Source organism: Paraburkholderia yinzeri (genome assembly GCF_046581065.1).
Taxonomy (GTDB): Bacteria; Pseudomonadota; Gammaproteobacteria; order Burkholderiales; family Burkholderiaceae; genus Paraburkholderia.
This window is the reverse complement of record NZ_JBFOCJ010000001.1, coordinates 884,395-911,140: the sequence shown is the minus strand read 5'-3', so window position 1 is coordinate 911,140 and position 26,746 is coordinate 884,395. Positions and strand designations below refer to the sequence as shown.

Below are 26,746 nucleotides of genomic sequence, written 5' to 3'. Positions count from 1 at the left end.
TCCTTAGATGATTTCGAGGTCGGCGCGCAGTGCGCCCGCCGCTTTCATCGCCTGCAGGATCGACATGAGGTCCGCCGGCGTCGCGCCGAGCGCGTTGAGCGCCTTCACGACGTCCGCGAGATTGGCGCCCGCCGTCACGAGCTTGAGCGATCCGTTGTCCTGCTTCAACTGGATCTGCGACTGCCGCGCCGCCACCGTATTGCCGTTCGAGAACGCGTTCGGCTGGCTCACCACCGTCTGCGTGTTCACCACCACCGAGAGATTGCCGTGCGCCACGGCGCAGTTCTGCAGCGTCACCATCTGGTTCATGACGATCGAACCGGTGCGCGCGTTGAGGATCACCTTCGCCTCCGGCTGGGCCGGCGTCACGTTGAGATCCTGGATCTGCGCGATGAAGCCCACCTGCGCGGCGGGGTCGGCCGGGCCGCGCACCTGGATCGTGCGGCCGTCGAGCGGCATGGCCGTGCCCTGGCCGAACATGTTGTTGATCGCCGACACGATGCGCTGCGTCGTGTCGTAGTCCATGTCGTTGACTTCCATCTGCAGGATGCCGCCCTGCTGCGCCACGGGCGAAGGCACCGCGCGCTCCACGATCGCGCCGGCCGGAATGCGGCCCGAGTCGAGCTGGTTCACCTGCACCTTGCTGCCGTTGGCCGAGGCGCCCGCGCCGCCCACCGCCACGTTGCCCTGCGCCATCGCGTAGACCTGGCCGTCCGCGCCCTTGAGCGGCGTGAGCAGCAGCGTGCCGCCGCGGATGCTCTTGGCGTTCGCGAGCGAGGACACCGTCACGTCGATCTGCTCGCCGGGCCGCGCGAACGGCGGCAGCACGGCCGTCACCATCACCGAGGCGACGTTCTTCAACTGCATGCTGGCCAGCGCCTGGGCGTTCACGGTGGCGCTGTTCGAGGTGTTGTTGATCGAGATGCCGAGGTTCGCGAGCATGTTCGAGAGCGTCTGCATCGTGAACGGCGCCTGGGTGGTCTGGTCGCCGGTGCCGTCGAGGCCCACCACGAGGCCGTAGCCGATCAGCGGGTTGTCGCGCACGCCCTGGAACTGCACGAGATCTTTCACGCGCTCGGCGCGCGCGGGCGTGGAGAAGGCGAGCAGCGCCCCGCACGCGAACGCGACGCCCAGCGCCACGCCGAGGGCGGCGAGCATGTCTTTCACGCGCGAGCGGCGCGCCTGCTGGAAGCGGATCTTCACCATGGCGCGACGTTCAGGAAAAAGCGTTGCAGCCAGCCCATGGTCTCGGCTTCGTCGATCACGCCCTTCGCGGAGTATTCGATCTTCGCGTCGGCGACGTCGGTGGAAAGCACGGAGTTGTCTCCGGCAACGGTGTTGGGATTGACCACGCCGGAAAAGCGCACGAATTCGTTGCCCTGATTGATGAGCATCTGCTTTTCGCCGGACACGACGAGGTTGCCGTTGGGCAGCACGTTCGTCACGGTCACGGTGAGGACGCCCGTGAACGTGTTGGACGCGGCGGCACCGCCGGTGCCCGCGAACACGTTGGAGCCCGTGGAATTCATGTTCATCTTGCCGAACAGGCCGTTCAGGAAGCCCGAGCTCGTGGTCCCGAACTGCGTGGTGGACGAACGGTTCGTGTTGGCGCCCGACGACTTGGTGGCGTTGATGTTTTCCGAAATGATGATCGTCAGGATGTCGCCGATGTTGCGCGGACGCTGATCCTCGAACAGCGGCCGACCCGCATAGCCCGGGTTGAAGATCGCGCCGGGCGAGCTGTTGGGCGGCGGCGGCGGCGGCACGGCCGTCATCGGCTGCTGCGTGATCGGCTCCCGCTTCGGGTAATACGCGCAGCCGGCGAGCGCCATGAAGGCCGCGCCGGCCAGAAGGGCCGCCGCGCGTCTGCGAAGATGGGTAGGTACCGCCATGCTCTTTACCGCCTCGATTCCATGCCCGACATCAGATCGACATCTGGCTCAGGGTCTGCAGCATCTGGTCGGACGTGGTGACCGCCTTGCTGTTGATTTCGTACGCGCGCTGGGTCTCGATCATGTTCACGAGCTCCTGCACCACATTCACGTTCGAGGCTTCCACATAGCCCTGGTTGAGCGTGCCCGAGCCGTTCAGGCCCGGCGTCGAAACGATCGGCGCGCCCGACGAAGCCGTTTCCGACAGCAGGTTCTCGCCGTTCGACTGCAGGCCGGCCGGGTTGATGAACATGGCGAGCTGCAGCGAGCCGATGGTCGTGTTGTTCGACGAGCCCGGCGTCGTGACGGTGACCACGCCGTCGGTGCCGATCGTGAGCGAGGTGGCGTTGGGCGGAATCGTGATGGCCGGAATCACCTGGTAGCCGCTGGAGGTGACGAGCTGGCCCTGCTCGTTGGTCTGAAACGAGCCGTCGCGCGTGTAGGCCGTCGTGCCGTCCGGCATCTGCACCTGGAAGAAGCCGGCGCCGTTGATCGCAACGTCCTTCGAGTTGCCGGTCTGCTGCAGGTTGCCCTGCGTGTAGAGGCGCTCGGTCGCGACCTGCTGCACGCCGGTGCCGACCTGGCTGCCCGAGGGCAGCTCGGTCTCCTGCGTGGAGTTCGCGCCCGGCTGGCGCAGCGTCTGATACATCAGGTCTTCGAACACGGCGCGCGAGCCCTTGAAGCCGTTGGTGCTCACGTTCGCGAGATTGTTCGAGATCACGTCCATCTGCGCCTGCTGCGCATTCATGCCGGTGGCGGCGATGTAGAGCGATCGGTTCACGGTGTGTTTCTCCCCGTTTTAGCCCCATTCGGGCCGCGCGCGGCGCGGCCCGAATGGGGCGTGTAGGTGCCTGGTAGGTGCCTGGCAGGTGCCTGGTTGAATGCCTAGCTGAACTGCAGCAGTTGGTCGGCCGTCTGGTCGTTCTGGTCGGCGGTCGTCATCAGCTTTGTCTGCATCTGGAACTGGCGCGCGTTGGTGATCATCGAAACCATCGCGGCCACCGGATTGACGTTGCTGCCTTCGAGCGACTCCGGCGCGATCTGGACCGTCTGGTCCGCGTCGGCGGGGTTGCCGTCGGCCGTGCGAAAGAGGCCGTCGTCGCCGCGCGTGAGCGAACCCGCGGGCGGATTGACGAACTTGATCTGGTCGATCACCGCAATCGCGTAGGGCGGGCTGCCCGGCGCGATGGCCGAGACGGTGCCGTCCTGGCCGATCGTCACCTCGGAACCCGGCGGAACCGCGATCGGACCGCCGCTGCCGATCACCTGATAGTTGTTGGCGGTCACGAGCTGGCCGTTCTCGTCGACGTGCAGGTCGCCCGCGCGCGTGTACGCCTCGTTGCCGTCGGGGGTCTGCACGGCCATGAAGCCCTGGCCCTGGATCGCGATGTCGAGCGGATTGCCCGTTTTCGTGATCGCGCCGGGCGTCATGTCCGAGCCGGGCGTGGACGACAGCACGAAGGTGCGCGTCGTGTCGTCGTTTACGGTCGAGCCGTCGCCGTACGACATCGGCACGTCGCGAAAGTTGGCGAGCTGCGCGCGAAAACCCGTGGTCGAGACGTTCGCCAGGTTGTTCGCCACGGTGGCCTGCTGCTCGAGCGCCTGGCCGGCGCCCGTCATCGCTGTATAGATCAGTCGGTCCATGATTCGCCCGTTTCCTCAGGTGCCCGATGGGTGGTCGATCGCTGGCTTACATCTGCAGCAGCGTCTGGTCGACGGTCTGCTGCGTCTTGATGGTCTGCGCGTTCGCCTGATAGTTGCGCTGCGCGGTGATCAGGTCGACGAGCTGGTTCGTCAGGTCCACGTTCGACTCTTCCACCGAGCCGCCCGTGAGCGTGCCGTGGTTCGTGCTGCCCGGCGTCGAGACCTGCGCCACGCCCGAAGCCGCCGTTTCCTGGAACTGGTTGCCGCCCAGGTTCACGAGGCCGTTCGGGTTGTTGAAGTTGGCGACCACGATCTGGCCGAGCGCCATGGTCTGGCCGTTCGAGTAGTTGCCCGTGATGGTGCCGTCCGTGCCGATCGTGAAGTTCGAGAGCGTGCCGCTCGCGTAGCCGTTCTGCGTGAGGTTGTTCACGCCGTTCGCGCTGCCGTACTGGGTCGTGCCGTTGACGTCGATCGCGATGCTCTGGCCGGTGGCCGCGCCGTCGGTCGGGTTGATCTTCAGGTTGAAGACGCCGGAGGTGGCCGTGGCGACGCCGCCCGTCGTCGTGCCCGAGAGCGTGCCCGACGAGTTGAAGGTCATCGTGCCGAGGTCCGTCGTCGTGCCGTTGTTCACCGCATAGACTTCGGCCGAGCCGGTGGCCGACTGCACGTAGTACAGATTGACCGTCTGCGTGCCGCCGAGCGAGTCGTAGCCCGTGATCGAGGTGGAGTAGCTGTAGCTGCTCGAATTCGTGGGGTCGAACGGGGTGACGGTCGGCGCCGAGGCCTGGGCGTCCAGGTTCACCTGCGCCGAGACCGAGGTCGTGGCGAGCGGTGCGATGTTGGTGGTCGGCACCTGTAGCGGCACGGTCTGCGCGGTGTTGATCACGCCGGCCGAGTTCGCGGCATAGCCCATCAGCTCGTTACCCGCGGAATCGGTGATGTAGCCGCTCGAATTGAGCTGGAACACGCCGTTGCGCGTGTAGGTGAGCGTACCGTTGTTCGACATCTGGTAGAAGCCGTTGCCGTTGATCGCCACGTCGAGCGCCTGGCCCGTCGTGTCGATCGTACCCTGCGCGAAGTCCTGCTGCACGTTCGCCAGCGCCGCGCCGAGACCGATCTGGTTGTTCACCGAAGTCGCGAGCGTATTGGCGTAGACGTCCGCGAACTCCGCCGTGCTCTGCTTGAAGCCCACGGTGTCCGCGTTCGCGATGTTGTTGCCGATCACGTCGAGATCGTTCGACGCCGCAGCGAGACCGCTCAAACCTTGCTGGTAGCCCATGTTTTCTGCTCCGCGTTATGTCGTGATCATTCGATGCCGGCCACGCTCGACAGCGCGACCGTATTGCCGTTGGCGAGTTCGAGAGCCGCCGCGCCGCTCGCCTGCTGAACCACGCCCGTCACCTGGCTCGCGACGAGCGCGGTGGCCGTGGCGGACTGGCCGTTGGTCGTGGCCGAGGCGCTGATCGTGTAGGTGCCGGCCGGCAGCGCGGCGCCCGTCGAATCGGTCGGCGTCCAACTGACCGGCACCGTGCCCGCCGCCTGCGCGCCGAGGTCGATCGTGTTGACGACCTGGCCCGCCGAATTGGTGATCGTGAGCTTCGCGTCCGAAACCGCCGCCGGCAGCGACACGCCGATCTGCGCCGCCGTGTCGCCGGAGCCCGAGCTCGCGGCCGTGACCGCGAAGCTGCTGCCCGAAGCGAGCACGGTCGAACCCACCAGCAGCGCGGCCTGCGCGTTCTGGCTCGCGGAGAGCTGCGTCGAGAGCGACGTGAGCGACGTGTTGAGCTGGCTGATGCCCGACACCGTGTCGATCTGCGCAAGCTGCGAGGTCATCTGCGAGCTGTCCATCGGGTCGGTCGGGTCCTGGTTCTGCAACTGGGTGACGAGCAGTTGCAGGAAGGTCTGCTGCAGGTCGCTCGCACTCGTGCCGCTGACGGAGCTCGACGCGCTCGTGCCGTTCATCGTGTCGAGCAATTGCTGCGATACGGTGGCGGAGCTGCCGCCGATGGTGGTATTGGTGGTCAACGCGTTCTCCTGGGATGCGTTTCGTCTTTCGTTGCGTGTGATCTTGCGTAACGTTTGCCCGACCGGGCAGCCCGAGCCCCGCTCAGGTGCCGATCGTCAGGGTCTTGAGCATGAGCTGCTTGGCGGTGTTCAGCGTTTCGACGTTGGCCTGATACGAGCGCGACGCCGAAATCATGTTCACCATCTCCTGCACCGGATCGACGTTCGGCATCGTCACGTAGCCGTTGGCGTCCGCGGACGGGTTGCTCGGGTCGTAGGTCTGCTTCATCGGCGTCGGGTCGTCGATTACGCCCGTCACCTTCACGCCGCCCACCTGCTGGCCCGAGGCCGTGCGCGCGCCGCCGAGCGGGTCGACCCCGAACACCACCTGCTTCGCCTTGTACGGCTGGCCGTCGGGGCCCGTGGTGGAATCGGCGTTGGCGAGATTGGACGCCGTCACGTTCAGGCGCTGCGACTCGGCCGTCATGGCAGAGCCGGCAACGCTGAAAATATTCATCAGGGATGGCATGGTTTCGTTGACCTCACTGCAATGCGAACTCGTATCCCGGGCGCGGCGCGCCCGCTCGTCGTGCGCTGTCGTTGCGCTTCATCCTTAGCTCGAACCCGACGTGATCGCCGAGATCATGGTCTTGATCTGCCCCGAGAGCACCGTCATGCCCGTTTCGAAGTGCAGCGCGTTGTCGGCGAACTGCACGCGCTCGGTGTCGAGATCGACGGTGTTGCCGTCGAGCGCGGGCTGCACGGGGTTGCGGTACATCAGCGGGCTCGAGTACTGCGTGGTCGGGCCGCCCGTCGGGATCAGCTTTGCGTTGCCCATCATGTGGCCCGACTCGTCGGCCGCCATCGCCATGCCGCTCGTCACGCCCGCCGGCTGCGCCATCGCGAGCGGCGCGGCGCCGCCGCTTTCCGGCGCCGCCATGCCGGCCGGGGTCGTCGCGCCCGCCTGTCTGAGGGCGCCTGCGAGCGACGCGGAAAAATCGACGTCGCGCGCGAGATAGCCCGGCGTATCGGCGTTCGCGATGTTTGCCGACAGCAGCGCCTGGCGAGTGGCGCGCACGTCGAGCGCTTCGCGGCCGAAGGCGAATTCGGCGTCGAGTTTGTCCAGCATCGGCGTCCTCCGTTGCACGAAATGCACGAAATGAAAGGCGCGGCCGGCGCACGTGCGGAACGCGCAGACCTTTTCGCATGGAGAGGAATGTTAGGTGCGGCTGGCAAGAACCAATCGGACGAATAGCCGGTAAAGCGCCCCTCTATTCGACGCAAGCGCGCGAGGAGCGCCGCCTAGAATGCGATGCGTGTCAATGCATTAGAGGGAGAACGACGATGCCGCAGACTGCCCCTTTCCGTGCGCCGCGCGCCGGCATGGACCGGCGCTCGCGCGGCCGTGCGTTCGGCAGCCTCGCGCGGCTTCTCGCGCTGTGCTGCGGCCTCGCGTGCGCTGCGCTCGCGCAGGCGCAGTCGGCGGACGGACAGATCTATATCGCGGGGCCAGGCGATCGCAGCGGCGCCGATGCGGCTCGCATGAGCGCAATGCTCGCGGCGCCCGGCAGCGCCGCGGCAGCGACGAATGCGGGCGGCAATCCGGCCGCTTATCCGGCTGCACACCCGACTGCATACCCGGCCTACCCGCAAACGAACCCCGCGGCGCTCGCACGCCCGGCGACTCCATCGAGCGCGAGCGACGAAGCGCAGAACGGCACGATCACGATTCCGGGTCCGGGCGAACGAGCCGGCGCCAGCGCCGCCGACGCGCCGCAGGTCGTCACGATCCCCGCGCCCGGCACCGCCATGCCCACCCCGGCGCCGGCCGTCGGCGCGCGCTACGGCGCGAACGCGCTGCCTCGCGTGAACGTGGGCACGGCGGCAACGCGCGTGGCGCCGGTCGTCGTCGAAGCGTCGGGCACGAGCGCACCCGCTGCGAGCAATGCCGCCTACGAAGCCGCCAACGCGCGCGCCGCCGCCGTGCAGCGCTATGCCGCCGCGGTCGCGAACGCGAATCCCGCCGCGTCCGGTGCGTCCGGTGCGCGCGCCGCGCCGCCTCCCCAGAACGTCGCCATGGCGCCTGCCCAGCCGGTCCCGGCGGGGCAAGAAGACGGCGAAACGATCCGCAAGACCGCGCTCGCCTTCCTCCAGCAGCAGTCGGTCGGCTTGCCCGGCAATGTCGCCGTCACCGTCTCGCCCGTGTTCCCGCGCGGCCTGGCCGCGTGCGATTCGCTCGAAGCGTTCATGCCGCCCGGTGCGCGCACCTGGGGCCGCACGACGGTGGGCGTGCGCTGCATTGGCGCGCGGCCGTGGACGCTCTATGTCGCCGCGCGGGTTGCCGTGGACGTCACCTATTACGTCGCCGGGCGCCAGATCGAGCCGGGCGAGACGCTCTCCGTCGCCGATCTCGTGCCGCGCGAGGCCGACCTCGCGAGCCTGCCGCGCACCGTCGTCACCGACCCGTCGCAGGCTACCGGCGCCCTCGCGCTGCTGCGCATCTCGGCGGGCCTGCCGCTGCGCACCGACATGCTGCGCAGCGCGTCCTCGGTGATGATCGGCCAGACGGTCAAGGTGATCGCAGTCGGCGCCAACTTCACCATCTCGGCCGAAGGCAGCGTGCTCAACAACGCCGCGCCCGGCCAGCTGGTGCGCGTGCGTACGGCTGAGGGCCAGATCATTACGGGCGTCGTGAAAGACGCGAACACCGTCCAGATCCAGATATGAGCGCCAGCACACGTAACAGCATGTAACGGCAGGAGATTCGCGCTAAAGTTCGGGCCGCCGTTTGCCGATATCACGATCAAATCGATCAGGAAGGCCCATCGTGAAAATCGACTCCACCACCAGCAATGGCACGCTCCCGCTGCAGGACAGCGCGGCGCGTACGCAGCAAAGCGAAGCTGCCGGCACCACGAGCACGACCAGCGCCGGCGGCGCATCGGCTGCACCGGCGCAGGCTTCGTCGGGCAGCGCCGGCGACGATGCGAACGTGAGCCTGTCCGGGCTGTCGTCGTCGCTGCGTTCGCTCGCCGCGAGCGGTTCCGCCGACATCGACACGGCGCAGGTCGAGTCGATCAAGAGCGCGATCCGCAACGGCACCCTGCAGATCGACACCGGCAAGATCGCGGACGGCGTGCTGCAAACCGCGCGCGACCTGCTCCAGCCGGCCTCGGGAAATTAAGACCCGTACCCTTACCGTTTTTTACAGCGCAACGATGAAAGACGCCCTGCTAGCCACGTTGATCGACGAACATGCCACGGTGGAGGCCTTCGCCTCGCTACTCGCCGTCGAGCAGAAGGCGCTCACGACCTTGGGCGGCATCGGCTCGCTGCCGCAGATCGTCGAGCAGAAAACGACGCTCACGCAGCGCCTCGCGGGTCTGGAAAAGGTGCGCGACGCCGAACTCGCGGGCCTCGGCCTGCCGGCGGGCCCGAAGGGGCTCGAACTGGCGAGCAGGAACGACGAACGCATTGCGGGCCAGTGGGCGCTGCTCAAAGGCTCGACCGAGCGGGCGCGCCGCAGCAACCTCACGATCGGCATGATGATCCGCACGCGCATGGAGCATAACCGCCGCGCGCTGGCGATCCTGCGCGGCGACACGGGCAATTCCACGCCGATGCTGTATGGCCCGGACGGGCGTTTGCCGGCATTCGGGCTTTGAGAGGGGCCCTGACGGGCTCCGGGATTCGTCCGAGGCGGGCTGCCCCGAACGGGCGCTGAACAAAAAAAGCCGAAGCGTTTTGCGCTTCGGCTTTTTAGTTTCCGTGTGGCTTCGGGTGGTCTGGAGAAAACGCGCCCTCTTCAGTTCTCCGTCCCCGCCCACGCCATTTCGCGCAGCCGCGTGCGCAACCGCGCCACGGCCTGGCTGTGCAACTGGCACACGCGCGACTCGCTCACCTCCATCACCGCGCCGATCTCGCGCAGATTCATGCCGCGCTCGTAGTAGAGCGACATCAGCAGCTTTTCGCGCTCGGGCAGCCGGTCGATCGCCTCGATCAGCGCGCCGCGCAGGCTGTCGTCGAGCAGCGCCGAGAGCGGATCCGAATGATCGACGCAGTAGCGGTCGAGGAACGGCTCGTCCTCGGCGGAGCGGTCGAAGTCCTCGTAGTAGATGAGCTGGCTGCCGTGCAGGTCCTGCAGCATCGACTGGTATTCGTCGAGCGGCATGCTCAGGTGGTCGGCGATTTCGGTTTCGCTCGCCGCGCGCCCGAGGCGCTGCTCGACCTGATGGACCGCCGACTCCACCTCGCGCGAGGTGCGCCGCAGGCTGCGCGGCAGCCAGTCGTTGCTGCGCAGCTCGTCGAGCATCGCGCCGCGAATGCGCTGGCTCGCATAGGTTTCGAACTGCGCGCCCTGATCTTCCTTGTAGCGGTTGGCGGCGTCGAGGAGGCCGATCATGCCGGCCTGGATCAGATCGTCGAGGTCAACGCTAGCGGGCATCTTGGCGACGAGCTGCAGCCCGAGCCGCCGGACGAGCGGCGCATATTTCGCGAGCACGTCGGCCTGCGAGATTTTTCCTTGAGCGTTGTACATCGTGCTCTCCTGCATCATGTCCTCTGCAACGTTCCCCGGTGCCGCTCACGCGGGCTGTGTCGAAGGCCGCTGGGCGGGCGGGTCGGCCCGCCAGCCCGCATGGGCCGGTTCGGGCCCGGATGGAACGCCGGTAACGGTCGAAACGAATGCGTCCGCGGCAGCGGCTGCCGCGGCGCCCGGAAGGCGCGACGCGCCCGGCAAGCGCGACGACACCGCCGGCCGCATGGGCCAGTGCGGCAATGCGCCGGCGAGATGGCGAAAATCGCGTGCGGCCGCCGTCGACGGAAAGGCGTCGACGATGGAGCGCGAAAGCTGCACCGCGCGCGCCATGTGCGGGTCGAAGGCCACACAGCCCGCGCTTTCCAGCGCGACGCTCAGGTAGCGGCTCGCCACGCCCGCGAGGTTGTCGAGAGCGGACTGCGCTTCTTCCACGCTCGCCACCTGGTTGGCCAGCACGCGGAACTGCCCGATGGCGTGCGCGAAATGCAGACGCTTCACGCAGGCATAGGTGTCGGTGATCGACTGCGCGCAGACGCGCATCACGATCAGCACGTCGTGCGCGTGCAGGGCGAGCGGTGACAGGGCGCCTTCGGCGTCGAGCTGGGCATCGATCAGCACGACGTCGGCGGGCCCCGACAGCACCTTCTGGAGTTGCGCGCCGGTGTAGCCCGCGCGGTTGTCGCGCGAGGCGGCCAGCACGCCGAAGCCGAACGGATGACGCCCCACGGCGTCGGCCAGCGTCAGCTCGCCGCTCATCACGGCGGCAAAGTTGCCGGCGCCGCGCACGCCGCCGAGCATCGTGCACACCGAGCGCGGCCCGAGGCACTCGTCGATCACGAGCACGTCCTTGCCCTGCTCCGTGAGCGCGGCGGCGAGATTGACCACGGTGGTGGTGCGCCCCGGCTCTCCCGGGCCGCCCGTGACGGCGACCACGCGCGAACCGACGCGCGCCAGCAGCCGCCGCAGCCCTTCGGCCTGATCGATCACGAACTTATCCAAACTGAACCTCGTGGGCCTGCGAACCCGTGCGCAGCGAGAGCGCGGAAAGCAGCGCGGGAATGTCGTCCTCGTGCGGCACGAACGGCGAGTGTTCGCGCGGCACGCAGAACGCGCTGCGAATCAGGAAGCGGCGCGTGGCCACGTACAGGTTCTCGGGCACCTTCTGGCCCGTCGAAACGTAGTGCACGGGCAGCTTGTAGCGCAGCACCGTGTCGAGCGCGCTGCCCAGATTGGTCGCCTCGTCGAGCTTGGTAAGAATGCAGCCCGTGAGCGGCGCCTTGTCGGGCGAGCTCTGGTAAGCCTGCACGACTTCGTTGAGCGTGTCGCCGTGGCTCGTCGCGGACAGCAGCAGGAGCCGCTGTACGGGGCGGCCCGCGCCGCACAGCATGGCGATCTGGTCGGCCACGGCGCGGTCGCGCTGGCTCATGCCGATCGTGTCGATCAGCACGATGTGTTTGTTCTTCAGTTCGGTGAGCGCGAGCTGCAGGTCCGCGCCGTCGCGCACCGCGTGCACCGAAACGCCGAGGATCTTGCCGAAGATGCGCAGCTGCTCGTGGCCGCCGATCCGGTAGCTGTCGGTGGTGAGGAGTGCCACGCGGCTCGCGCCGAAGCGCATCACGCAGCGCGCCGCGAGCTTGGCCGTGGTCGTGGTCTTGCCGACGCCCGTCGGCCCCATCAGCGCGAACACGCCGCCACGCTCCATCAGCGCATCTTCGTTTTCCAGCACCGGCAGATTCGATTCGAGCACCGACTGGATCCACTCCATGCCGGCCTCTTCCGTTTCCACCGCGGGCAGGCGGTCGATCATCATCTTCACGAGCTGAGCCGAGAAGCCGGCCGCGAAGAGCTGCTTCGTGAGCAAACCCTGGAGCGGGCTGCGGCGCTGGCGCTCGCCCCACAGGAGGCCCGCGAACTGCTCTTCCATCATGCCGCGCATCGACGCGAGCTCGTTCATCACGGTCTCGTTGACCACTTGCTCGATGCGAGAACGGATCGCTTCGCTCACGCCTTGCGCTGCGCCCGCAGCCTCGGCAGCGGCGGTTGGCGCCGGGCCCACGGCCTCGGGACCGTGGCCAAGACGCGCGGCGGCGCGGCGTGCCGCGACTTCGGCGGCTTCGCGCGCCCATTCGGGCGTGCTGGTGTCCACGCCGGCCGGCCGCACCGGATCGGCGGGCATGCCGAGGCCCTTCGCCATCGCATCGGCCGGCGAGATGCCGGCGGCGCGCACGGCCTCCTGCTGGTTCGCAATGCGGCGCGCGTGGTCGATGAGCCAGGGGTTCGACTCGGCCATCGTGCGCGCCTCCCGCGCCGCGACGGGCGAATCGGGAAGGATCGAATGCGCGGCGGCCTGCTCCAGCATCGCAGCGGCATCGCGCGCGGCAAACGGCCGTTGCGCGGCGCGCGCGGAGCCCTGGGCGTTCGGCGCAGGCGCCTGGCCGGCGGTGTTCACCGCAACGTTTGCGCGGCTGCCCGGCAGCGTCTCGCCCGGCGCGCCCGGCATCCCCGCGGAACCGGTCTGCGCGGGCGTGCCGTACACGTCGGGTTTCTGCACGCCCCTCAGCGCGACCGAGACATCGGCGTCGTCGCCGTCATCGTCGCTATCGTCGCCGCTGTCGTTGTAGCCGGCATAGCCCGACAGGCCGGACGAAGCCGTTGCGGCGCCCGGCGTCGCGCCCACCTCGGGGCTTGCGCCGAAAACCGACGAGAACACGTCCGGCACCCCGCCGGCGTAAGGATTCGCAGCGCCCAGGCCGGCCGTCGCTGCCGGCGCCTGGCGCCCGGACTTCGAGACGGCTGCCGCTTGTGCGGCAACGGCGGTTGCCGCGGCATCGGCGGGTGCGATCGCCGCGAGATCGCTGTCCGCGAGCGCGACGATTTCGACGGTGCCGTCGTCGAGCGTGCGGTTCGACAGCACCACGGCGTCGGCACCCAGCGCTTCGCGCACGAGGCGCAACGCGTCGCGGCTGGTACCGCCGATGAATTTGCGAATGTTCAAGCTGGGCCCCCGGTAGAGGTGAGCGGCACGCTTGCCGCCTTCGTTTGCTGCTGGTCTCGTGCGTTGACGATCCTTGCGGGCCGCGCGCGTCAACTTCGACGCGCCGCGCGCAGGACCTTTTCCGATGATGGAATTATTTCCAACGCGGCCCTGTCACGATCGATGGATCAAGCCGGAGAAATGCGGGCAATTCGTGGGATGGGTAACAGACAGGGGGAAGGGCTGGACGGGGCGCGTCAATCGGCGGGCAAGCTCGAAAGATTGGCCGGCATCCTGTCGCCGCAATTTTACAAGACCAATTAAATGACCTATTATTAGCCCTCTAATCAGTCATGAATTGAGCAGGGTTGACGGCGCGCAAGCCGCCTCCCCGCGAGGATCAGCACAATGGAAAACATTCTTGCCCGAGCATCCATCGGCATCAGCGAACTGAAGACCAACCCTACGGCGGCGATCGAAAAGGCGCGTGGTCCCGTCGCGGTGCTCAACCGAAACAAGCCCGTCGCGTACCTGATTCCGGCCGCCGCCTGGGAAGCGATCTGCGAGCGCCTGGAAGACCTCGAACTGGCGAAGATCGTCAAGGAACGTGCCGGCGAAAAAGCCGTGAGCGTCAAGCTTGAAGACCTATGAACTGAAATTCCTGGAGTCTGCGCTGAAGGAGTGGCAGCGTCTCGACGCCACCGTTCGCATGCAGTTCAAAAAGAAGCTTGCCGAGCGGCTCGAACATCCGCATGTCGCATCGGCGCGGCTACATGGCATGCCCGACTGCTACAAGATCAAGCTCGCGGCGTTGGGCTATCGCCTCGTGTATCGCGTGATCGACGGCGAATTCGTCGTGACCGTGATCGCGGTCGGCAAGCGCGAGGCGGGCCGGGTCTATCACGCCGCCTCGCAGCGGCTGCAATAAAAACACGAAGGCCCGCCGAAGCGGGCCCCTCTTCCCCCGATCGCGCTACGGCGCCCTTCTCAGCCGCCGCCCACCACGTTCACCACCTTCACGTTGCGCGTATCCGGCACTTCGGCGTACGACAGCACCTTCAACTGCGGCAGGCTGCGGCGCAAGAAGCGCGAAAGCATGGGCCGCAGCGCGTGCTGCACGAGCAGCACCGGCGCGAGCCCGAGGGTCTGCTGACGCGACATGGCGCTCTCGGTCTGCGTGAGCAACGTATGCGCGAGACCCGGTTCGAGCCCCGGGTTGGGCCCCGACGTGAGCGTCTGCGAAAGCACGCGCTCGAGATTCGCGTCGAGCCCCATCACCTGCATGTCGCCGCTGCCCGGGAACCACTGCTGCGTGATCGCGCGGCCCAGCGCGATGCGCACCGCCGCCGTGAGCTCGTGCGGATCCGTGACGCGCGGCGCGTGCTCGGCGAGCGACTCCATGATCGTGCGCATGTCGCGGATCGGCACGCCCTCTTCCAGCAGGTTCTGCAGCACCTTCTGCAGCGTCGTGACGGGCAGCGCCTTCGGCACGAGATCGTCGACGAGCGAGGGCGTGTCCTTCTGCACGCGCTCCATGAGCGCCTGCACTTCGCGGCGGCCGAGCAGTTCCGAGGCGTGCGTCACGACGAGGTGGTTCAGGTGCGTGGCGACCACCGTGCTCGAATCGACGACCGTGTAGCCGAACACCTGCGCCTGCTCGCGCAGGTTCGTGTCGATCCAGATGGCGGGCAGGCCGAACGCGGGATCCGAGGTCGGCGTGCCGGGCAGCACCGCGCTCACCTGGCCGGGATTGATCGCGAGCCACTGGCCCGGGTACGCCTCGCCCGAACCCACCTCCACGCCCTTGAGCGTGATGCGATAGGCGTTCGGCCGCAGTTCGAGGTTGTCGCGAATATGGATGACGGGCGGCAGGAAGCCGATTTCCTGCGCGAACTTCTTGCGGATGCTCTTGATGCGCTTGAGCAGTTCGCCGTCGGTGTTCCTGTCGACGAGCGGAATCAGGCGGTAGCCTACTTCGAGGCCCAGCGTATCGATGAGCGCGACATCGTCCCAGCTCGCCTCGGTGTTCTCGGTCGGCGCGAGCGCGGTGGGCACGGCGTCGACCAGCACGGCGCTCGCCTTCTTCGCCTCGGCGCTCTTCTTCAGCATGCGGCCCAGCTGGATCGAGCCGCCGCCCAGCAGCAGAAACGCGAAGTGAGGCATGCCGGGAATCAGGCCCATCATCCCGATGATCGAGCCGGTGATCATCAGCACGCGCGGATTCGTGAAAAGCTGGTTGGTGAGCTGGCTGCCGATGTCCTCGTTGGTCGCCACGCGCGAGACGATCACGCCGGCCGCCGTCGAGATCACGAGCGACGGAATCTGCGCGACGAGGCCGTCGCCAATGGTGAGCAGCGTGTAGGTCTTGCCCGCCGAGGCGAAGTCCATGCCGTGCTGCACGACGCCGACGATCAGCCCGCCCACGATGTTGACCACCATGATGATCAGGCCCGCGATGGCGTCGCCGCGCACGAACTTGCTCGCGCCGTCCATCGACCCGTAGAACTCGGCCTCCTGGGCGATCTCGCCGCGGCGCTTGCGCGCGACCTCTTCGTTGATGAGGCCGGCGTTCAGGTCGGCGTCGATTGCCATCTGCTTGCCGGGCATCGCGTCGAGGGTGAAGCGCGCCGCCACTTCGGCGATCCGGCCCGCGCCCTTCGTGATCACCATGAAGTTGATGACCATCAGGATCGCGAACACGACGATACCCACGGCGAAGTTGCCGCCCACGAGGAAGTGGCCGAACGACTCGATCACCTGGCCCGCCGCGCCCGGGCCGGTGTGGCCTTCGAGCAGCACGATCCGCGTGGACGCCACGTTCAGCGAGAGCCGCAGCAGCGTGGAGAAGAGCAGCACGCTCGGAAACGCCGCGAAGTCGAGCGGCTTCATCGTGTACATGCTGACGAGCAGCACGACCACGGAAAGCGCGATGTTGAACGTGAACAGCAGATCCAGCAGGAACGGCGGCAACGGCAGGATCATCATGCCGAGGATCATGCAGATCAGGATCGGCCCCGCGAGGGCGCGCAGGTTCGTGCCTTGCAGCACGTCCGGGCGGCGCGCGAGAAAACCGGTGGGGGCGTTCATTCAGAGGCTCCTTCGTTGCCGCGGCGCGCCGCATTCGGCGAGCTACGGGCGCTGTCACTGCCTGCGGCGCTGGCGGCCGTGCCGGCCGGCCCCGCGGTTCTTGCGTCTGCGGCGTTGGCCGCTGCATTGGCCGGATTGACCTTGTTGGCCGCCGCGGCTTCGGCGCCGAGGGCGTCTTCCGCCTCCTCGGCGGCGTCCTCGTCGCTCATCGCGCCCTTGTCGAGGTCGGGCGGCACGTCGAGATCGGTCGGCGCCATCGGCACGTCGCCGCCCTGCTCGCGAAAACGCTTGAGCTGGTACACCCACGCGAGCACCTGCGCGACCGCGCCATAGAGCGGCCCCGGAATCTCCCGGTTCAGATCGACGTTGTGGTAAAGCGCGCGGGCGAGCGGCGGTGCTTCGAGGAGGGGCACGCCATGCTCGGCGGCGATCTCGCGAATGCGCGCCGCCACGAGGTTCACGCCCTTCGCGATGACCTTGGGCGCGCCCATCTGGCCGTCGGCGTACTGGAGCGCGACGGCGAAGTGCGTCGGGTTGGTCACGACCACGTCGGCCTTCGGCACCTGGGTCATCATCCGGCGGCGCGCCATCGCGCGCTGCTGCTGACGGATGCGCCCCTTCACCTTGGGATCGCCCTCGTTCTCGCGGTGCTCGCGCTTGACCTCTTCCTTCGTCATGCGCAGCTTGCGGTGGTACTGCCAGAGTTGATACGGCACGTCGAGCCCCGCGACCACGAACATGCCCGCCACGGTCATACCGCAGCAGACGGCGACGAGATGAAACGCGTCCGAGAAAGCCCGCGACAGGGGCTGCATGGCGAGGCCCAACACTTCCTCGCGATGGCTCCAGACGGCCAGTCCGCCGATGCCGCCCACCACGACCGCCTTTGCGAACGACATGCCAAGCTGGATCGGGCCGTTCACCGAGAAGATCCGGCCAAGACCCGTCACGGGATTCAGGCGGTTGAAGTTCGGTTCGAGCGACGTCGTGGAGAAGAGCCAGCCACCCAGCGCCATGGGGGCGAGCAGCGCGGCCACGCCGGTGAACGCCAGCACGGGCGCGACCGCGTAAAGCCCCTCGCGCGCGGCGACGCCGGCGCCGCTCAGCATGCGGTTGGTATCGAAGACCGCCGCATGGTTGAAGGTAAACGCCTCCCGCAGCATGGTCAGCAGATGGCCGCCGATCATGTCCGAGAGCATCCACGCACCGTAGAAGCCGGCCGAGAGCAGCGCGAAGGTGGAAAGCTCCCGCGAACGCGCAACCTGCCCCTCCTCCCGCGCCTTCTGCAGGCGCTTGGGAGTGGCGGATTCGGTTTTTTCGAGGTCGCTTTCCTCTGCCACGGATGCTCCGGTCGGTGGCGTGCGGCGCAGGCATTGCGCCGCGCACCCATTTTCAGTGACAGCGATTATTGCCGCGCCACGCCAGCGCCGATTGACGGAGTAAGGCGGAGAAACGGGGGTATTTCAGGGGAATGGGCGGGCAGCCCGGCGCGGGGGAAAGCGCGGAGAGAAGCGGCGCCACCCGCCGGGCGGGCGGCGGGTGGCGAAGCGGGAAGGCGGAAAGACCGGGGGGCTAGAAGGCGACGTAAGGCTGGGTGCCGCCCGTCGCCGTCATATCCTGACCCACGTAAATGTACCGGCCGTAGAAGAACGGCAGGCCGAAATCGAGATCCGGCAAGTTGCCAAACTGCCCTGCAAGATCGTTGAGAGCGTAATTGCCGTTGTTGCCGTTCGTGCCGAGAAGCGTCGCCGCGCTGACCACGCCGAAGTTCACGCTGCCGCTGGAACCGTCGGTGCCCGTCAGCCCCGCGCTGAACGTCTGCGAGCTCGACGGGCAGTAGAACGTGCCGAGCGCGCCGCCGCACTGGGGCAGCGCGCTGTCGTTGAAGAACAGCGCATTTGACCCCGAATCGATGAAGGTGGTCAGCGTGCGGCCGTTGAAGCTGCCCACGATGTCGCCCGACGAATTGGTCTGGAAGCGCTGCGACGCGTTCAGGACATTGTTCGACTGCGTGCCGATGCCGAACACGAGCGTCCCGGCGCCCGAGGTCGCCCCGCTGTACGAGACGGGCGCCATCTCCACGATGACGCCGTTGTTGTCGACGGCGAAGTGCGGCACCGGGTTGGCCACCTGCTGGCTCGTCGTGACTCCCACGGCGCTGCAACTCGATCCGCTCGGGCACGAATAGTAGAAGCTCCCGCTGGCGCTCTCGCAAGTCGAGCCGCAATCCCAGGGCGAGACGCCGATGCCGAGGATGCCGTTCGCGCCGAGGTCGCTCGCCGTGCTCTGCTGGGCGCCGTTGCCGGCGCAGCTCGACGGCACGCTGGAGGAGCCGAGGTCGCCGATCACCTGGATCGGGATGTTGCTCGCGGTCTCGCCGCCGACCTTGACGTCGGCGCTGCGCACGGTGCCCCAGGTGTAGCCGTCCGCGAACGCCGTGCATTCGGCAAGCGTGCCGCCGCTGGCCGTATTCAAGGGCAGCGTGTTCAGCAACGCCCCCAGCGCCGACGACACGATGCGTAGTCCGTACGATGCCGTATCCACCTGGATGTTGTTCACGACCGTGCAGTTGCTGGTGCCGCTCACGCAGATCGTGACGCTCACCGTCGGAATGTTCGGCACGCCCGCCACCCCGCTGTTCACGCTGACAGGCACGGTGTTCGAGGCCGTTGCCGCGATGGGCTGCTCGCTCGGCAGGGGCGGCAGCGAGGAGGTGTCGACGCCCGTACTGCTGCCGCCCCCGCTGCTGCTACTGCTGCTATTGCTGCTGCTCCCCCCTCCGCCACCGCCGCCGCCACCACAAGCCGCGAGACAAACGGTCAGCGCGAGGAGCGGAAGCAGGGCGCCGCGCCGCAGCCCCAAAAGGAAGGAGAACCGGAATCGTTGTGCGAACGTGATCACGCGCCGTCTCCCTGGGTCACTGGATGTCGCTGGCGCTGACGCCAGACGGCAGGCTGGCCGGCAGCCAGGCTTGCCCCGAGAAGGCGCCCATATGCCCGCCGGAGTGCACGACGAGGCCCGACTGCTCGACCACGCCCGGGCCGCGCATGAAGCCCGCCGCGCGGTTCGCCTTCACGCCCGCCACATACTGCGGAAAATAGCTGCCGAGCAGTTCGGACAGATTGGGCATCTGCGGGCCGCTCCAGGCGACGCCGAACACGCTGCCCGCCTGCGAGACATACTCCCGCACGACCGTGCCGTTGGCGAGCGTGGTCTGGCGGACCGTATAAGAAGCGGATGCGGCGGAAGATCCCGTAGCGCTGGCCTCGACGGCCTGCCGCGCCACGCTGCCGGCGGCGCCGGCCTGCGCGGCGGCGTTGCTCAGGGTGTTGACGGTGGCGCCCGCAGGCGTCGTCATGGGCGCGCTGCCGAGGCCGGCCACGGCCGGCTGGGCGCAGACAAGCGCGATGGCGCCGGTCAGCGTCAGCGCGGCGAGCCGCGCGCCGGCAGCCCGCGCAACGTTGAACGAAGCGTTCGAACCAAAGGCAGCCATACTCCTCCCGATCGGTAGCTGGCTCCGCGGCAACCGCACCGCGGGAAGCGGCGGATGTCGCGGCGCAGCACAAACGATCGCCGCTGCCGCCCTGGTCCGCCGGCGCCAGTATGCCAGCCCAGGATTACAGCAAGCTCGATGCCCGTCCGCCCGGTTGCATTCCGTTGCGCTGGGCTAAAAGCCGAGGCTCGCGAGCAGATCGTCCACCTGCCCCTGGTCCTGCATGACGTCGGTCTTGCCTTCGGGATTGATCTGCGGGCCGTTCAGGAGCGATTCGGGGCTGCCGGTCGCAGAAACGGCAAGCGACGCGACCGCCGCCGCAACCTGCTCGCGCCGCTCCGGCACGATGTTCTCGACCAGCACGCCGAGCAGTTGCTGCTCGATCAGGTACACGACGTCCATGATCTTCTTGATCACCTGGCCGGTGAGATCCTGGAAGTCCTGGGCCAGCATGATCTCCAGCAGGTGCTGGTTCGTGGCCGTGGTGGCCTCGGGCACGCCGCCCAGAAACGCGCGCGTGTCGTCCATCAGCGCGCGCACTTCCTCGCGGCCGATCGGCGCGTCGTACCACGTCGACCAGCGCTCCGACAGCGTCTTCGCGTCGCGTTCGAGCTGCTCCTGCATCGGCTTGGCGAGCTCGATCGCCGAAAGCACGCGCTCGGCGGCCTGCTCGGTCATGTTCGCGACGTAGCGCAGACGGTCGCGCGCGTCGGGCACGGCTTCCGCCGCGCGCTCCACGTGTTTGTCGAGGCCGAGCTCGCGCATCGAATCGCGCAGCGTGCGCGTTACGTGGCCGATGCGCGCGAGGATGCGGTCGCTGCTGGCGTACTCGTCGGCGTGCACGCCGCCCGCCTCTGCGCTGATGGGCTCGTTCACGTCAGCTCCCGGCTTTGGCCATCTTCTCGAGGATCTTGTTCAGCTTTTCGTCGAGCGTCGCGGCCGTGAACGGCTTCACCACGTAGCCGCTCGCGCCGGCCTGGGCCGCCGCGATGATGTTCTCCTTCTTCGACTCCGCCGTCACCATCAGCACCGGCAGGTGCGTGAGGCTCGCGTCGGCGCGGATTTCCTTGAGCATCGCGAGGCCGTCGAGATTCGGCATGTTCCAGTCGGAGATCACGAAGTCATAGCTGCCGCTGCGCAGACGCGCGAGGCCCGCCGCGCCGTCTTCGGCTTCGTCGACGTTCGAGTAGCCCAGTTCCTTGAGCAGGTTGCGGACGATCCGGCGCATCGTCGGAAAGTCGTCCACCACCAGAATCTTCATTCCCTTGTCCATCTCGTTTCATTCCTCCAGGCTAAACCCGGGCAATTATCCAGACAAGCGCGACGCCTATCCAGATAAATTAATCGCGATCGATCGCGCCAACGTTTTACGTCGCCACGATCTCTCGAATCGGGATTCCGGCGGTGCGCTCCCGCTGCGCCCCGCCCTTCTTTCTTACACGCGCTGGACGCGCTCGCCCATCATGGCGAGTCGCGCCATCACGCGGCGGCTCATGTCGGCGAGCGGCGAGATGTCGTCGGCGGCGCCCAGCGCAATCGCTTCGCGCGGCATGCCGAAGACGATGCAACTCGCCTCGTCCTGCGCGAACGTGTGAGCGCCCGCGCGGCGCATCTCCAGCAGGCCCGCGGCGCCGTCGCGCCCCATGCCCGTGAGGATCACGCCGATTGCGTTCTTGCCCGCGTGCGTCGCCGCCGAACGGAACAGCACGTCCACCGACGGGCGATGCCGGTTCACCGGCGGCTCGTCGGAGAGATGCGCGATGTAGTTCGCGCCGCTGCGCGCGAGCAGCAGGTGCGCGTGGCCCGGCGCGATGTACGCATGGCCCGGCAGCACGCGCTCGCCGTGCTCCGCTTCCTTCACGGTGATGCGGCACAGGCCGTTCAGGCGCTGCGCGAACGACTTCGTGAAACCGGGCGGCATGTGCTGCGCGATCAGCACCGCGGGCGCGTCGGGCGGCAGCGGCGTGAGCACTTCGCGGATCGCTTCCGTGCCGCCCGTCGAGGCGCCGACGATGATCAGCTTCTCGGTCGAAAGCAGCGGGTTGTTGAGCATGGGGGCCTGGACCGCACCGGCGGGCGCGGCGTGGGCGCCGCCCGCTGCCGTGCCGGCGGCCGCTGCCGCGCCGGGGGCCGGCGCCGGGGGCGCGTGATGCGCGCGCACGCGGGCGCGCGCGGCGGCGCGCACCTTGTCGGCGAGCTTTTCCGCGTATTCGAGCATGCCGTCGCGGATGCCGACCTTTGGCTTCGTCACGAAGTCGACGGCGCCGAGCTCCAGCGCGCGCAGCGTGATTTCGTTGCCGCGCTCGGTCAGCGACGACACCATCACGACCGGCATGGGCCGCAGGCGCATGAGCTTCTCGAGGAAGTCGAGCCCGTCCATGCGCGGCATTTCCACGTCGAGCGTCAGCACGTCGGGGTTGTGCTGCTTGATGAGTTCGCGCGCCACGAGCGGATCGGGCGCGGTCGCAACGACCGTCATGTCCGGCTGGCTGTTGATGATTTCCGTCATCAGACTGCGAATCAGCGCCGAATCGTCGACGCAGAGAACCTTGATTTTTTGCACAGCGTTCACGCCTCCTCCACTGTCCTGGCGTTGTCTTGATTCGTTGTGGGCCGCGGCTGGCCGCTCGCGCCGAAGAGCTCGATGCGGCTGCGCGCCGGCGCGGGCTGCGAGGCTGGCGACGTGCCGGCCTGCCCTGGCCCGGCGGCGCGTCCCGGCCCCGGCGTGAGGCCGAACAGCTCGACGCGCTCGCGCGCCTTCGCGAGCCGTTCGGCACGCGCCTCGGGGGTCTGCCGCGCGAGCGCCTGCTCGCGTTCGGTCACGCTCGCCTCCTGCGAAAGCCGCAGCTTCTTCACCATCACCTGGCCCGTGCGCGGCAGGAACGCCACCTTGCGCGGGTGCGAGCCCTGCAGATCCTCGGCGACGATGCGGATGTTCTCCAGCGCGAGATAGCGGCGCACGAAGGCCGAATTGCGGTCGCCGATATTCATCGTCGTCATGCCCGCCAGCACGGCCGCGCCGCCGAACACCTTCGCCTCGAAGCGCTCGCGCCGCCCGCCCGCCTTGATGAGTTCGTTGATGAGCACTTCCATGGCGTAGGCGCCGTAGCGCATGGCGTCGGAGGCCGCCTGGGCAACGTCGGCGCCGTCGTCGGGCAGCATGAAGTGATTCATGCCGCCAATGCCGGCCGTGCGATCCTGGATGCACGCGGCCACGCACGAGCCCAGCACGGTCACGAGCACCATGTCCTCGTTCGTCGTGAAGAACTCGTTGGGCAGCAGCTTCACGCCGGGGCGGTCGAAGTGCGTGTCGAAGTAGCGATTCGTCGCAATCGGGAGGCTGGCGCTCATGCGGTCGCTCCGATCGTGTCGTCGACGCGGCGTGCGCCGCCGCCGTCGCTGTTGCCGTCCACGCGGCGGCTGCCGCGCGTCAGCTCGTACACCGTCTGGCCGCGCAGCCTGAAAGCCTGCGTGACATACGTGAAGTTCTCCGAATGGCCTGCGAACAGCAGGCCGTCCGGTTTCATCAGCGGCTCGAAGCGCGAGAGCACCTGCGCCTGGGTCGGCTTGTCGAAGTAGATCATCACGTTGCGGCAGAAGATCGCGTCGAACGTCTGGCGCAGGCCGTAGTCGGCGTCGGTGAGATTGAGCTGTTCGAAGCGGATCATGGCGCGCAGCTCCGGGCGCACCTTCACGAGACCCGCGTGGCCGCCCGTGCCCTTCAGGAAGAAGCGCTTCAGGCGCTCCGGCGTCAGGTGCTTCACCTGGTCGTACGAATAGATGCCCGCTTCGGCCTTGGCCAGCACCTGGGTGTCCAGATCGGTGGCGAGCACGCGCGCCTCGCGCGCGCCGCGATCGCCCAGCGCTTCGATCAGCGTCATCGCGATCGAATACGGCTCCTCGCCCGTCGAGGCCGCCGAGCACCAGACCGAAACCGGCTGCGAACCCGGTGAGCCCCGGCGCTTCACGAAGTCCGCAAGAATCGGAAAGTGGTGCGCCTCGCGGAAGAACGCCGTGAGGTTCGTGGTGAGCGCGTTCGTGAACGCTTCCCACTCTTCGGTATCGTTGCGCGATTCGAGCTGGTCGAGGTAGTCGCGGAAGCTGTCGAGACCTAGCGCACGCAGGCGCCGCGCAAGACGGCTGTACGCCATGTCGCGCTTGTGGTCCGAGAGCGAGATGCCCGCGCGGCGGTGAATCAGCGCGCGGATACGCTCGAAGTCCGCTGTCGTGAATTCGAAGTCGCGGTTGCTCTCGCCGGGCAGGCCGGGCAGGCCGCCCGCCTCGGCGGCACCCGGCTGCTGCCCGGCGCGATCGCCGCGCCCCTGACGGGAAAAACGCAGGCCCTTCATGATTCTGCGCCCCCCTCGTGCCCGGCCGCACGCGTGCCGGTGCGCAATGCGTGCAGCGCGGCGGGCGCGGCGGCCAACTCCCGGGCGGCCGCGCGGAACGACTCAATCCGTTCTTGTGCGCTAGTGTGCATTGCGATGACTCGTCAGTTCGTCGGTACTAGAACGTTTCCCAGTCGGCATCGTCCGAAGACGTCGACGACACCACCGGTTCCACGCGCGCCGCGGCCGCCTTCGGCACCGCTGCCGCCGGCCTTGCTGCGCCGGTCGCACTGGTCGCGCTGGTCAGTTTGGCCGCTTTCGCCGCGCTGGCCGGCGTGGCCGCAACCGCCGCGCGGGCCGGTTCCGCAGCCGCCCTGGCGGGCGCGGCAAGAGCGGCCGGCGCGCGCTTGACGGCCACTGCCGCGGTGGCCGAGACGGCATGAACCGCGCTCGCCCCCGCGGACGGCAATGCCGCCGGTCGCGCCGCCGCGCCGCTCGCGCCACCCGTGCGCCAGATGCCGAGCACCGACTGCAGCTGGCGTGTCTGCTCCTCGAGCGAGGCGGCGGCAGCCGCGGCCTCTTCCACGAGCGCCGCATTCTGCTGCGTGACGGTGTCCATCTGCGTGACGGCGCGGTTGACCTGCTCGATGCCGCTCGACTGCTCCTCGGAGGCCGCGCTGATCTCGCCCATGATGTCCGTCACGCGGCGCACGGCCTGGAGAATCTCGTCCATCGTGGTGCCCGCGCGGCCAACGAGGCCCGTGCCGCTCTGCACCTTCTGCGCCGAGTCGTTGATGAGCTCCTTGATCTCCTTCGCGGCGCTCGCGCTGCGCTGCGCGAGGCTGCGCACCTCGCCCGCCACCACCGCGAAACCGCGGCCCTGCTCGCCCGCGCGGGCCGCTTCCACCGCGGCGTTGAGCGCAAGGATGTTGGTCTGGAACGCAATGCCCTCGATCACGCTGATGATGTCGACCACCTTCGCCGAGCTGGCCGCGATGTCCTGCATCGTGTGCACGACTTCGCCCACCACCTCGCCGCCGCGCGTGGCGATGTCCGAGGCGTTCACGGCGAGCTGGCTCGCCTGGCGCGCATTGTCGGCGTTCTGCTTCACGGTGCCCGTGAGCTGCTCCATGCTCGACGCGGTTTCCTGCAGCGACGCGGCCTGCTGCTCGGTGCGCTGCGAGAGGTCGGTGTTGCCCATGGCGATTTCGCGCGCGCCGACGTCGATCGAACTCGCGCCCGTGTTCACCGCGCTCACGAGCTTCACGAGGCTCTCCTGCATGCGCTTGATGCCGGCGAAGAGATGCCCGATTTCGTTCTTGCTGTAGACCTCGATCGGCTGCGCGAGGTCGCCCTGCGCGATGCGCTCGAAGCAGGCCGTGGCGTCGTTGAGCGGCTGCACGATGAGGCCGCGCAGCGCGAAGCGGATCACGACGATCATCAGCAGCGCGATCACGACCAGGCCGCCGATCAGCATGCGCATGAACGCGATCTGCGAGCGCGCGTCTTCTTCGCGCGCCTCGGCGCCGTCCTGCATCGCCTGCGCGAGCGGCGCGGCAACGTTGTCGTAGTCGACGAACATCGGGCTGATCTTCGTGTCGGCAACGGCGTGATAGGCCGTGAGGTCGTTGCCGCGCAGCGCCGCGAACTCGGGCTGCACGCCGTCCTGCAGGAGCGTCGCGCGTTTTTGCGCGAGCGCGTCGAGCGAAGCGGCGTCGCGGCCGTTCTTCGGCACTGCCTGGAAGGCCTTCCAGGCGTCGTTGCTCTTCGCCAGCAATTCGTCGGCGCGGTCGAGCGCCTTCTTCGCATCGTCGGCCTGGTTCGCCGCGGCGAGCGCGCTGGCCCGTTCGAGCGAAACGCGCGAGCGCAGCAGATACGACGAAGCGTCGTTGAGCGAGCGCATCGCGACGAGGTCGCCGCGCGCGATCGTGCCGAGCGAGTCGCTTGCGTTGCCGAGCGCGACGAGCCCGAGCGCGCCGACCACGATGGTCAGCGCAACCAGAATGACCCCGACGCCCGTGAGCGTGGCGCGGATCGACCACTTGTGCAGCATCTCGATTGCTCCTGTCCTGTACCTGGTCACCGGCGGGGCCCGCAAGGCGGCTTTGCCGCTCTTGACGGCGGCTTTCCGCTCTCCCGCGCTGGGCCCTTCACGCGAAGGACCACCCCCGATAACCGTTCGCGATCGTTATCCGAGCGCCTCGATGAGCGCCATTTCGCGGCTCGTCATCAGCTTTTCGATGTCCATCAGAATCAGCATGCGGCCTTCCACGGTGCCGAGGCCCGTGAGGTACTCGGTCGTGAGCGTCGCGCCGAATTCGGGCGCCGGCATGATCTGGTCCATCTGCAGCGTGAGCACGTCCGAAACGCCGTCCACCACCATGCCGACGACGCGGTGCGCGACGTTCAGGATGATCACGACGGTCTGGTGGTCGTACTCCACGCGGCCGAGGTGGAACTTGATGCGCATGTCCACGATCGGGACGATGATGCCGCGCAGATTGATGACGCCCTTGATGAACTCGGGCGCATTGGCGATGCGCGTCACGCTTTCGTAGCCGCGGATTTCCTGCACCTTGAGGATGTCGATGCCGTACTCTTCCGCGCCGAGCGTAAAGACGAGGAATTCCGCACCGCCCGCGTCGGCCTGCTGCGCGTCGCGGCGGTGCGCGCCGGCGCCATGAATGGATTGGACTTCTGCCACGTTAGCCCCTGAACAGTTGGGAGAGGGTTGGAATACAGCGCTGC

The 26,746-nt window shown here is 67.9% G+C and carries 27 protein-coding genes and 1 pseudogene; 6 read left to right on the top strand and 22 right to left on the bottom strand.

The window, feature by feature from the left end; translation table 11 throughout:
- Positions 1 to 3 precede the first annotated feature (3 nt).
- The 8 genes from WJ542_RS04405 to WJ542_RS04370 form a co-directional block, all read right to left on the bottom strand.
- A complete protein-coding gene (locus WJ542_RS04405; protein WP_411190474.1) occupies positions 4 to 1,158 on the bottom strand; it encodes a flagellar basal body P-ring protein FlgI in 1,155 nt (384 codons plus the stop codon).
- 41 nt (positions 1,159 to 1,199) lie between these two features.
- Positions 1,200 to 1,892, bottom strand: coding sequence for a flagellar basal body L-ring protein FlgH (locus WJ542_RS04400; RefSeq protein ID WP_411188174.1), 693 nt, complete (start codon positions 1,890 to 1,892; stop codon positions 1,200 to 1,202).
- A 31-nt stretch (positions 1,893 to 1,923) separates the two neighbouring features.
- Entirely contained in the window at positions 1,924 to 2,712 is a 789-nt protein-coding gene (gene flgG / locus WJ542_RS04395; protein ID WP_411188173.1) for a flagellar basal-body rod protein FlgG, read from the bottom strand.
- A 104-nt stretch (positions 2,713 to 2,816) separates the two neighbouring features.
- Positions 2,817 to 3,575 carry a flagellar basal-body rod protein FlgF gene (gene flgF / locus WJ542_RS04390; RefSeq protein ID WP_411188172.1) on the bottom strand — a complete coding sequence of 253 codons (759 nt, stop codon included), beginning with the start codon at positions 3,573 to 3,575 and terminating at the stop codon, positions 2,817 to 2,819.
- A 46-nt stretch (positions 3,576 to 3,621) separates the two neighbouring features.
- Positions 3,622 to 4,854: a flagellar hook protein FlgE gene (gene flgE, locus WJ542_RS04385; protein WP_411188171.1), complete on the bottom strand. Its 1,233-nt coding sequence runs from the start codon at positions 4,852 to 4,854 to the stop codon at positions 3,622 to 3,624.
- 26 nt (positions 4,855 to 4,880) lie between these two features.
- Entirely contained in the window at positions 4,881 to 5,600 is a 720-nt protein-coding gene (locus WJ542_RS04380) for a flagellar hook assembly protein FlgD (RefSeq protein WP_411188170.1), read from the bottom strand.
- 82 nt (positions 5,601 to 5,682) lie between these two features.
- Positions 5,683 to 6,108 (bottom strand): flagellar basal body rod protein FlgC, encoded by a 426-nt coding sequence (gene flgC / locus WJ542_RS04375; protein ID WP_411188169.1) that lies wholly within the window; start codon positions 6,106 to 6,108, stop codon positions 5,683 to 5,685.
- A gap of 84 nt (positions 6,109 to 6,192) precedes the next feature.
- Positions 6,193 to 6,708, bottom strand: coding sequence for a flagellar basal body protein (locus WJ542_RS04370; protein ID WP_411188168.1), 516 nt, complete (start codon positions 6,706 to 6,708; stop codon positions 6,193 to 6,195).
- A gap of 215 nt (positions 6,709 to 6,923) precedes the next feature.
- Here WJ542_RS04370 and flgA point away from each other — a divergent pair, with 215 nt between their 5' ends.
- From flgA to WJ542_RS04355, 3 genes are all read left to right on the top strand, one after another.
- The gene (gene flgA, locus WJ542_RS04365) at positions 6,924 to 8,306 is read left to right on the top strand and encodes a flagellar basal body P-ring formation chaperone FlgA (RefSeq protein WP_411188167.1); all 1,383 of its coding nucleotides are present in this window, start codon (positions 6,924 to 6,926) and stop codon (positions 8,304 to 8,306) included.
- A gap of 100 nt (positions 8,307 to 8,406) precedes the next feature.
- Entirely contained in the window at positions 8,407 to 8,763 is a 357-nt protein-coding gene (gene flgM / locus WJ542_RS04360) for a flagellar biosynthesis anti-sigma factor FlgM (RefSeq protein WP_411188166.1), read from the top strand.
- 34 nt (positions 8,764 to 8,797) lie between these two features.
- Positions 8,798 to 9,244, top strand: coding sequence for a flagella synthesis protein FlgN (locus WJ542_RS04355; RefSeq protein ID WP_411188165.1), 447 nt, complete (start codon positions 8,798 to 8,800; stop codon positions 9,242 to 9,244).
- A 140-nt stretch (positions 9,245 to 9,384) separates the two neighbouring features.
- Here the strand turns inward: WJ542_RS04355 and WJ542_RS04350 are convergent, their stop codons facing one another.
- Genes WJ542_RS04350 through flhF form a run of 3 tightly spaced genes read right to left on the bottom strand, consistent with a single transcriptional unit; the run spans position 9,385 to position 13,111 of the window.
- Entirely contained in the window at positions 9,385 to 10,116 is a 732-nt protein-coding gene (locus WJ542_RS04350; RefSeq protein WP_411188164.1) for an RNA polymerase sigma factor FliA, read from the bottom strand.
- Positions 10,117 to 10,161: 45 nt separating this feature from the next.
- Positions 10,162 to 11,115, bottom strand: a complete 954-nt coding sequence (locus WJ542_RS04345; protein WP_411188163.1) for a MinD/ParA family ATP-binding protein — start codon at positions 11,113 to 11,115, stop codon at positions 10,162 to 10,164.
- Positions 11,108 to 13,111 carry a flagellar biosynthesis GTPase FlhF gene (flhF, locus tag WJ542_RS04340; RefSeq protein ID WP_411188162.1) on the bottom strand — a complete coding sequence of 668 codons (2,004 nt, stop codon included), beginning with the start codon at positions 13,109 to 13,111 and terminating at the stop codon, positions 11,108 to 11,110. The genes WJ542_RS04345 and flhF overlap by 8 nt, the downstream gene beginning before the upstream one ends.
- 18 nt (positions 13,112 to 13,129) lie before the next feature.
- Between flhF and WJ542_RS04335 the strand changes: the two genes are divergently transcribed.
- The 3 genes from WJ542_RS04335 to WJ542_RS04325 all read left to right on the top strand — a co-directional run bounded on the left by WJ542_RS04335 (position 13,130) and on the right by WJ542_RS04325 (position 14,018).
- The gene (locus tag WJ542_RS04335) at positions 13,130 to 13,414 is read left to right on the top strand and encodes a hypothetical protein (RefSeq protein WP_411188161.1); all 285 of its coding nucleotides are present in this window, start codon (positions 13,130 to 13,132) and stop codon (positions 13,412 to 13,414) included.
- An 84-nt stretch (positions 13,415 to 13,498) separates the two neighbouring features.
- The gene (locus WJ542_RS04330) at positions 13,499 to 13,741 is read left to right on the top strand and encodes a type II toxin-antitoxin system Phd/YefM family antitoxin (protein WP_027793013.1); all 243 of its coding nucleotides are present in this window, start codon (positions 13,499 to 13,501) and stop codon (positions 13,739 to 13,741) included.
- Positions 13,728 to 14,018, top strand: coding sequence for a type II toxin-antitoxin system RelE family toxin (locus WJ542_RS04325; protein WP_411188160.1), 291 nt, complete (start codon positions 13,728 to 13,730; stop codon positions 14,016 to 14,018). Before WJ542_RS04330 ends, WJ542_RS04325 begins: the two co-directional genes overlap by 14 nt.
- Positions 14,019 to 14,077: 59 nt before the next feature.
- Here the strand turns inward: WJ542_RS04325 and flhA are convergent, their stop codons facing one another.
- From flhA to WJ542_RS04270, 11 genes and pseudogenes are all read right to left on the bottom strand, one after another.
- Positions 14,078 to 16,177, bottom strand: coding sequence for a flagellar biosynthesis protein FlhA (flhA, locus tag WJ542_RS04320; RefSeq protein WP_411188159.1), 2,100 nt, complete (start codon positions 16,175 to 16,177; stop codon positions 14,078 to 14,080).
- Positions 16,178 to 16,329: 152 nt separating this feature from the next.
- Positions 16,330 to 17,517, bottom strand: a pseudogene (gene flhB / locus WJ542_RS04315) (flagellar biosynthesis protein FlhB); the annotation flags it as partial.
- Between the two features lie 232 nt (positions 17,518 to 17,749).
- Entirely contained in the window at positions 17,750 to 19,039 is a 1,290-nt protein-coding gene (locus tag WJ542_RS04310; protein ID WP_411190473.1) for a DUF3443 domain-containing protein, read from the bottom strand.
- Positions 19,040 to 19,094: 55 nt separating this feature from the next.
- Positions 19,095 to 19,670, bottom strand: coding sequence for a DUF2844 domain-containing protein (locus tag WJ542_RS04305; protein WP_411188158.1), 576 nt, complete (start codon positions 19,668 to 19,670; stop codon positions 19,095 to 19,097).
- Between the two features lie 174 nt (positions 19,671 to 19,844).
- Positions 19,845 to 20,546, bottom strand: a complete 702-nt coding sequence (gene cheZ, locus WJ542_RS04300; protein ID WP_411188157.1) for a protein phosphatase CheZ — start codon at positions 20,544 to 20,546, stop codon at positions 19,845 to 19,847.
- Position 20,547: 1 nt separating this feature from the next.
- A complete protein-coding gene (gene cheY, locus WJ542_RS04295; protein WP_028227590.1) occupies positions 20,548 to 20,943 on the bottom strand; it encodes a chemotaxis response regulator CheY in 396 nt (131 codons plus the stop codon).
- Between the two features lie 162 nt (positions 20,944 to 21,105).
- The gene (locus WJ542_RS04290) at positions 21,106 to 22,233 is read right to left on the bottom strand and encodes a protein-glutamate methylesterase/protein-glutamine glutaminase (RefSeq protein WP_411190472.1); all 1,128 of its coding nucleotides are present in this window, start codon (positions 22,231 to 22,233) and stop codon (positions 21,106 to 21,108) included.
- A gap of 5 nt (positions 22,234 to 22,238) precedes the next feature.
- Complete coding sequence (gene cheD, locus WJ542_RS04285) at positions 22,239 to 23,021, bottom strand: chemoreceptor glutamine deamidase CheD (RefSeq protein WP_411188155.1); 783 nt, start codon at positions 23,019 to 23,021, stop codon at positions 22,239 to 22,241.
- Positions 23,018 to 24,019, bottom strand: coding sequence for a CheR family methyltransferase (locus WJ542_RS04280; protein WP_411188153.1), 1,002 nt, complete (start codon positions 24,017 to 24,019; stop codon positions 23,018 to 23,020). The genes cheD and WJ542_RS04280 overlap by 4 nt, the downstream gene beginning before the upstream one ends.
- 157 nt (positions 24,020 to 24,176) lie before the next feature.
- Entirely contained in the window at positions 24,177 to 26,051 is a 1,875-nt protein-coding gene (locus tag WJ542_RS04275; RefSeq protein WP_411188151.1) for a methyl-accepting chemotaxis protein, read from the bottom strand.
- Positions 26,052 to 26,186: 135 nt separating this feature from the next.
- Positions 26,187 to 26,702, bottom strand: coding sequence for a chemotaxis protein CheW (locus tag WJ542_RS04270; RefSeq protein ID WP_411188149.1), 516 nt, complete (start codon positions 26,700 to 26,702; stop codon positions 26,187 to 26,189).
- Between the last annotated feature and the right edge of the window lie 44 nt (positions 26,703 to 26,746).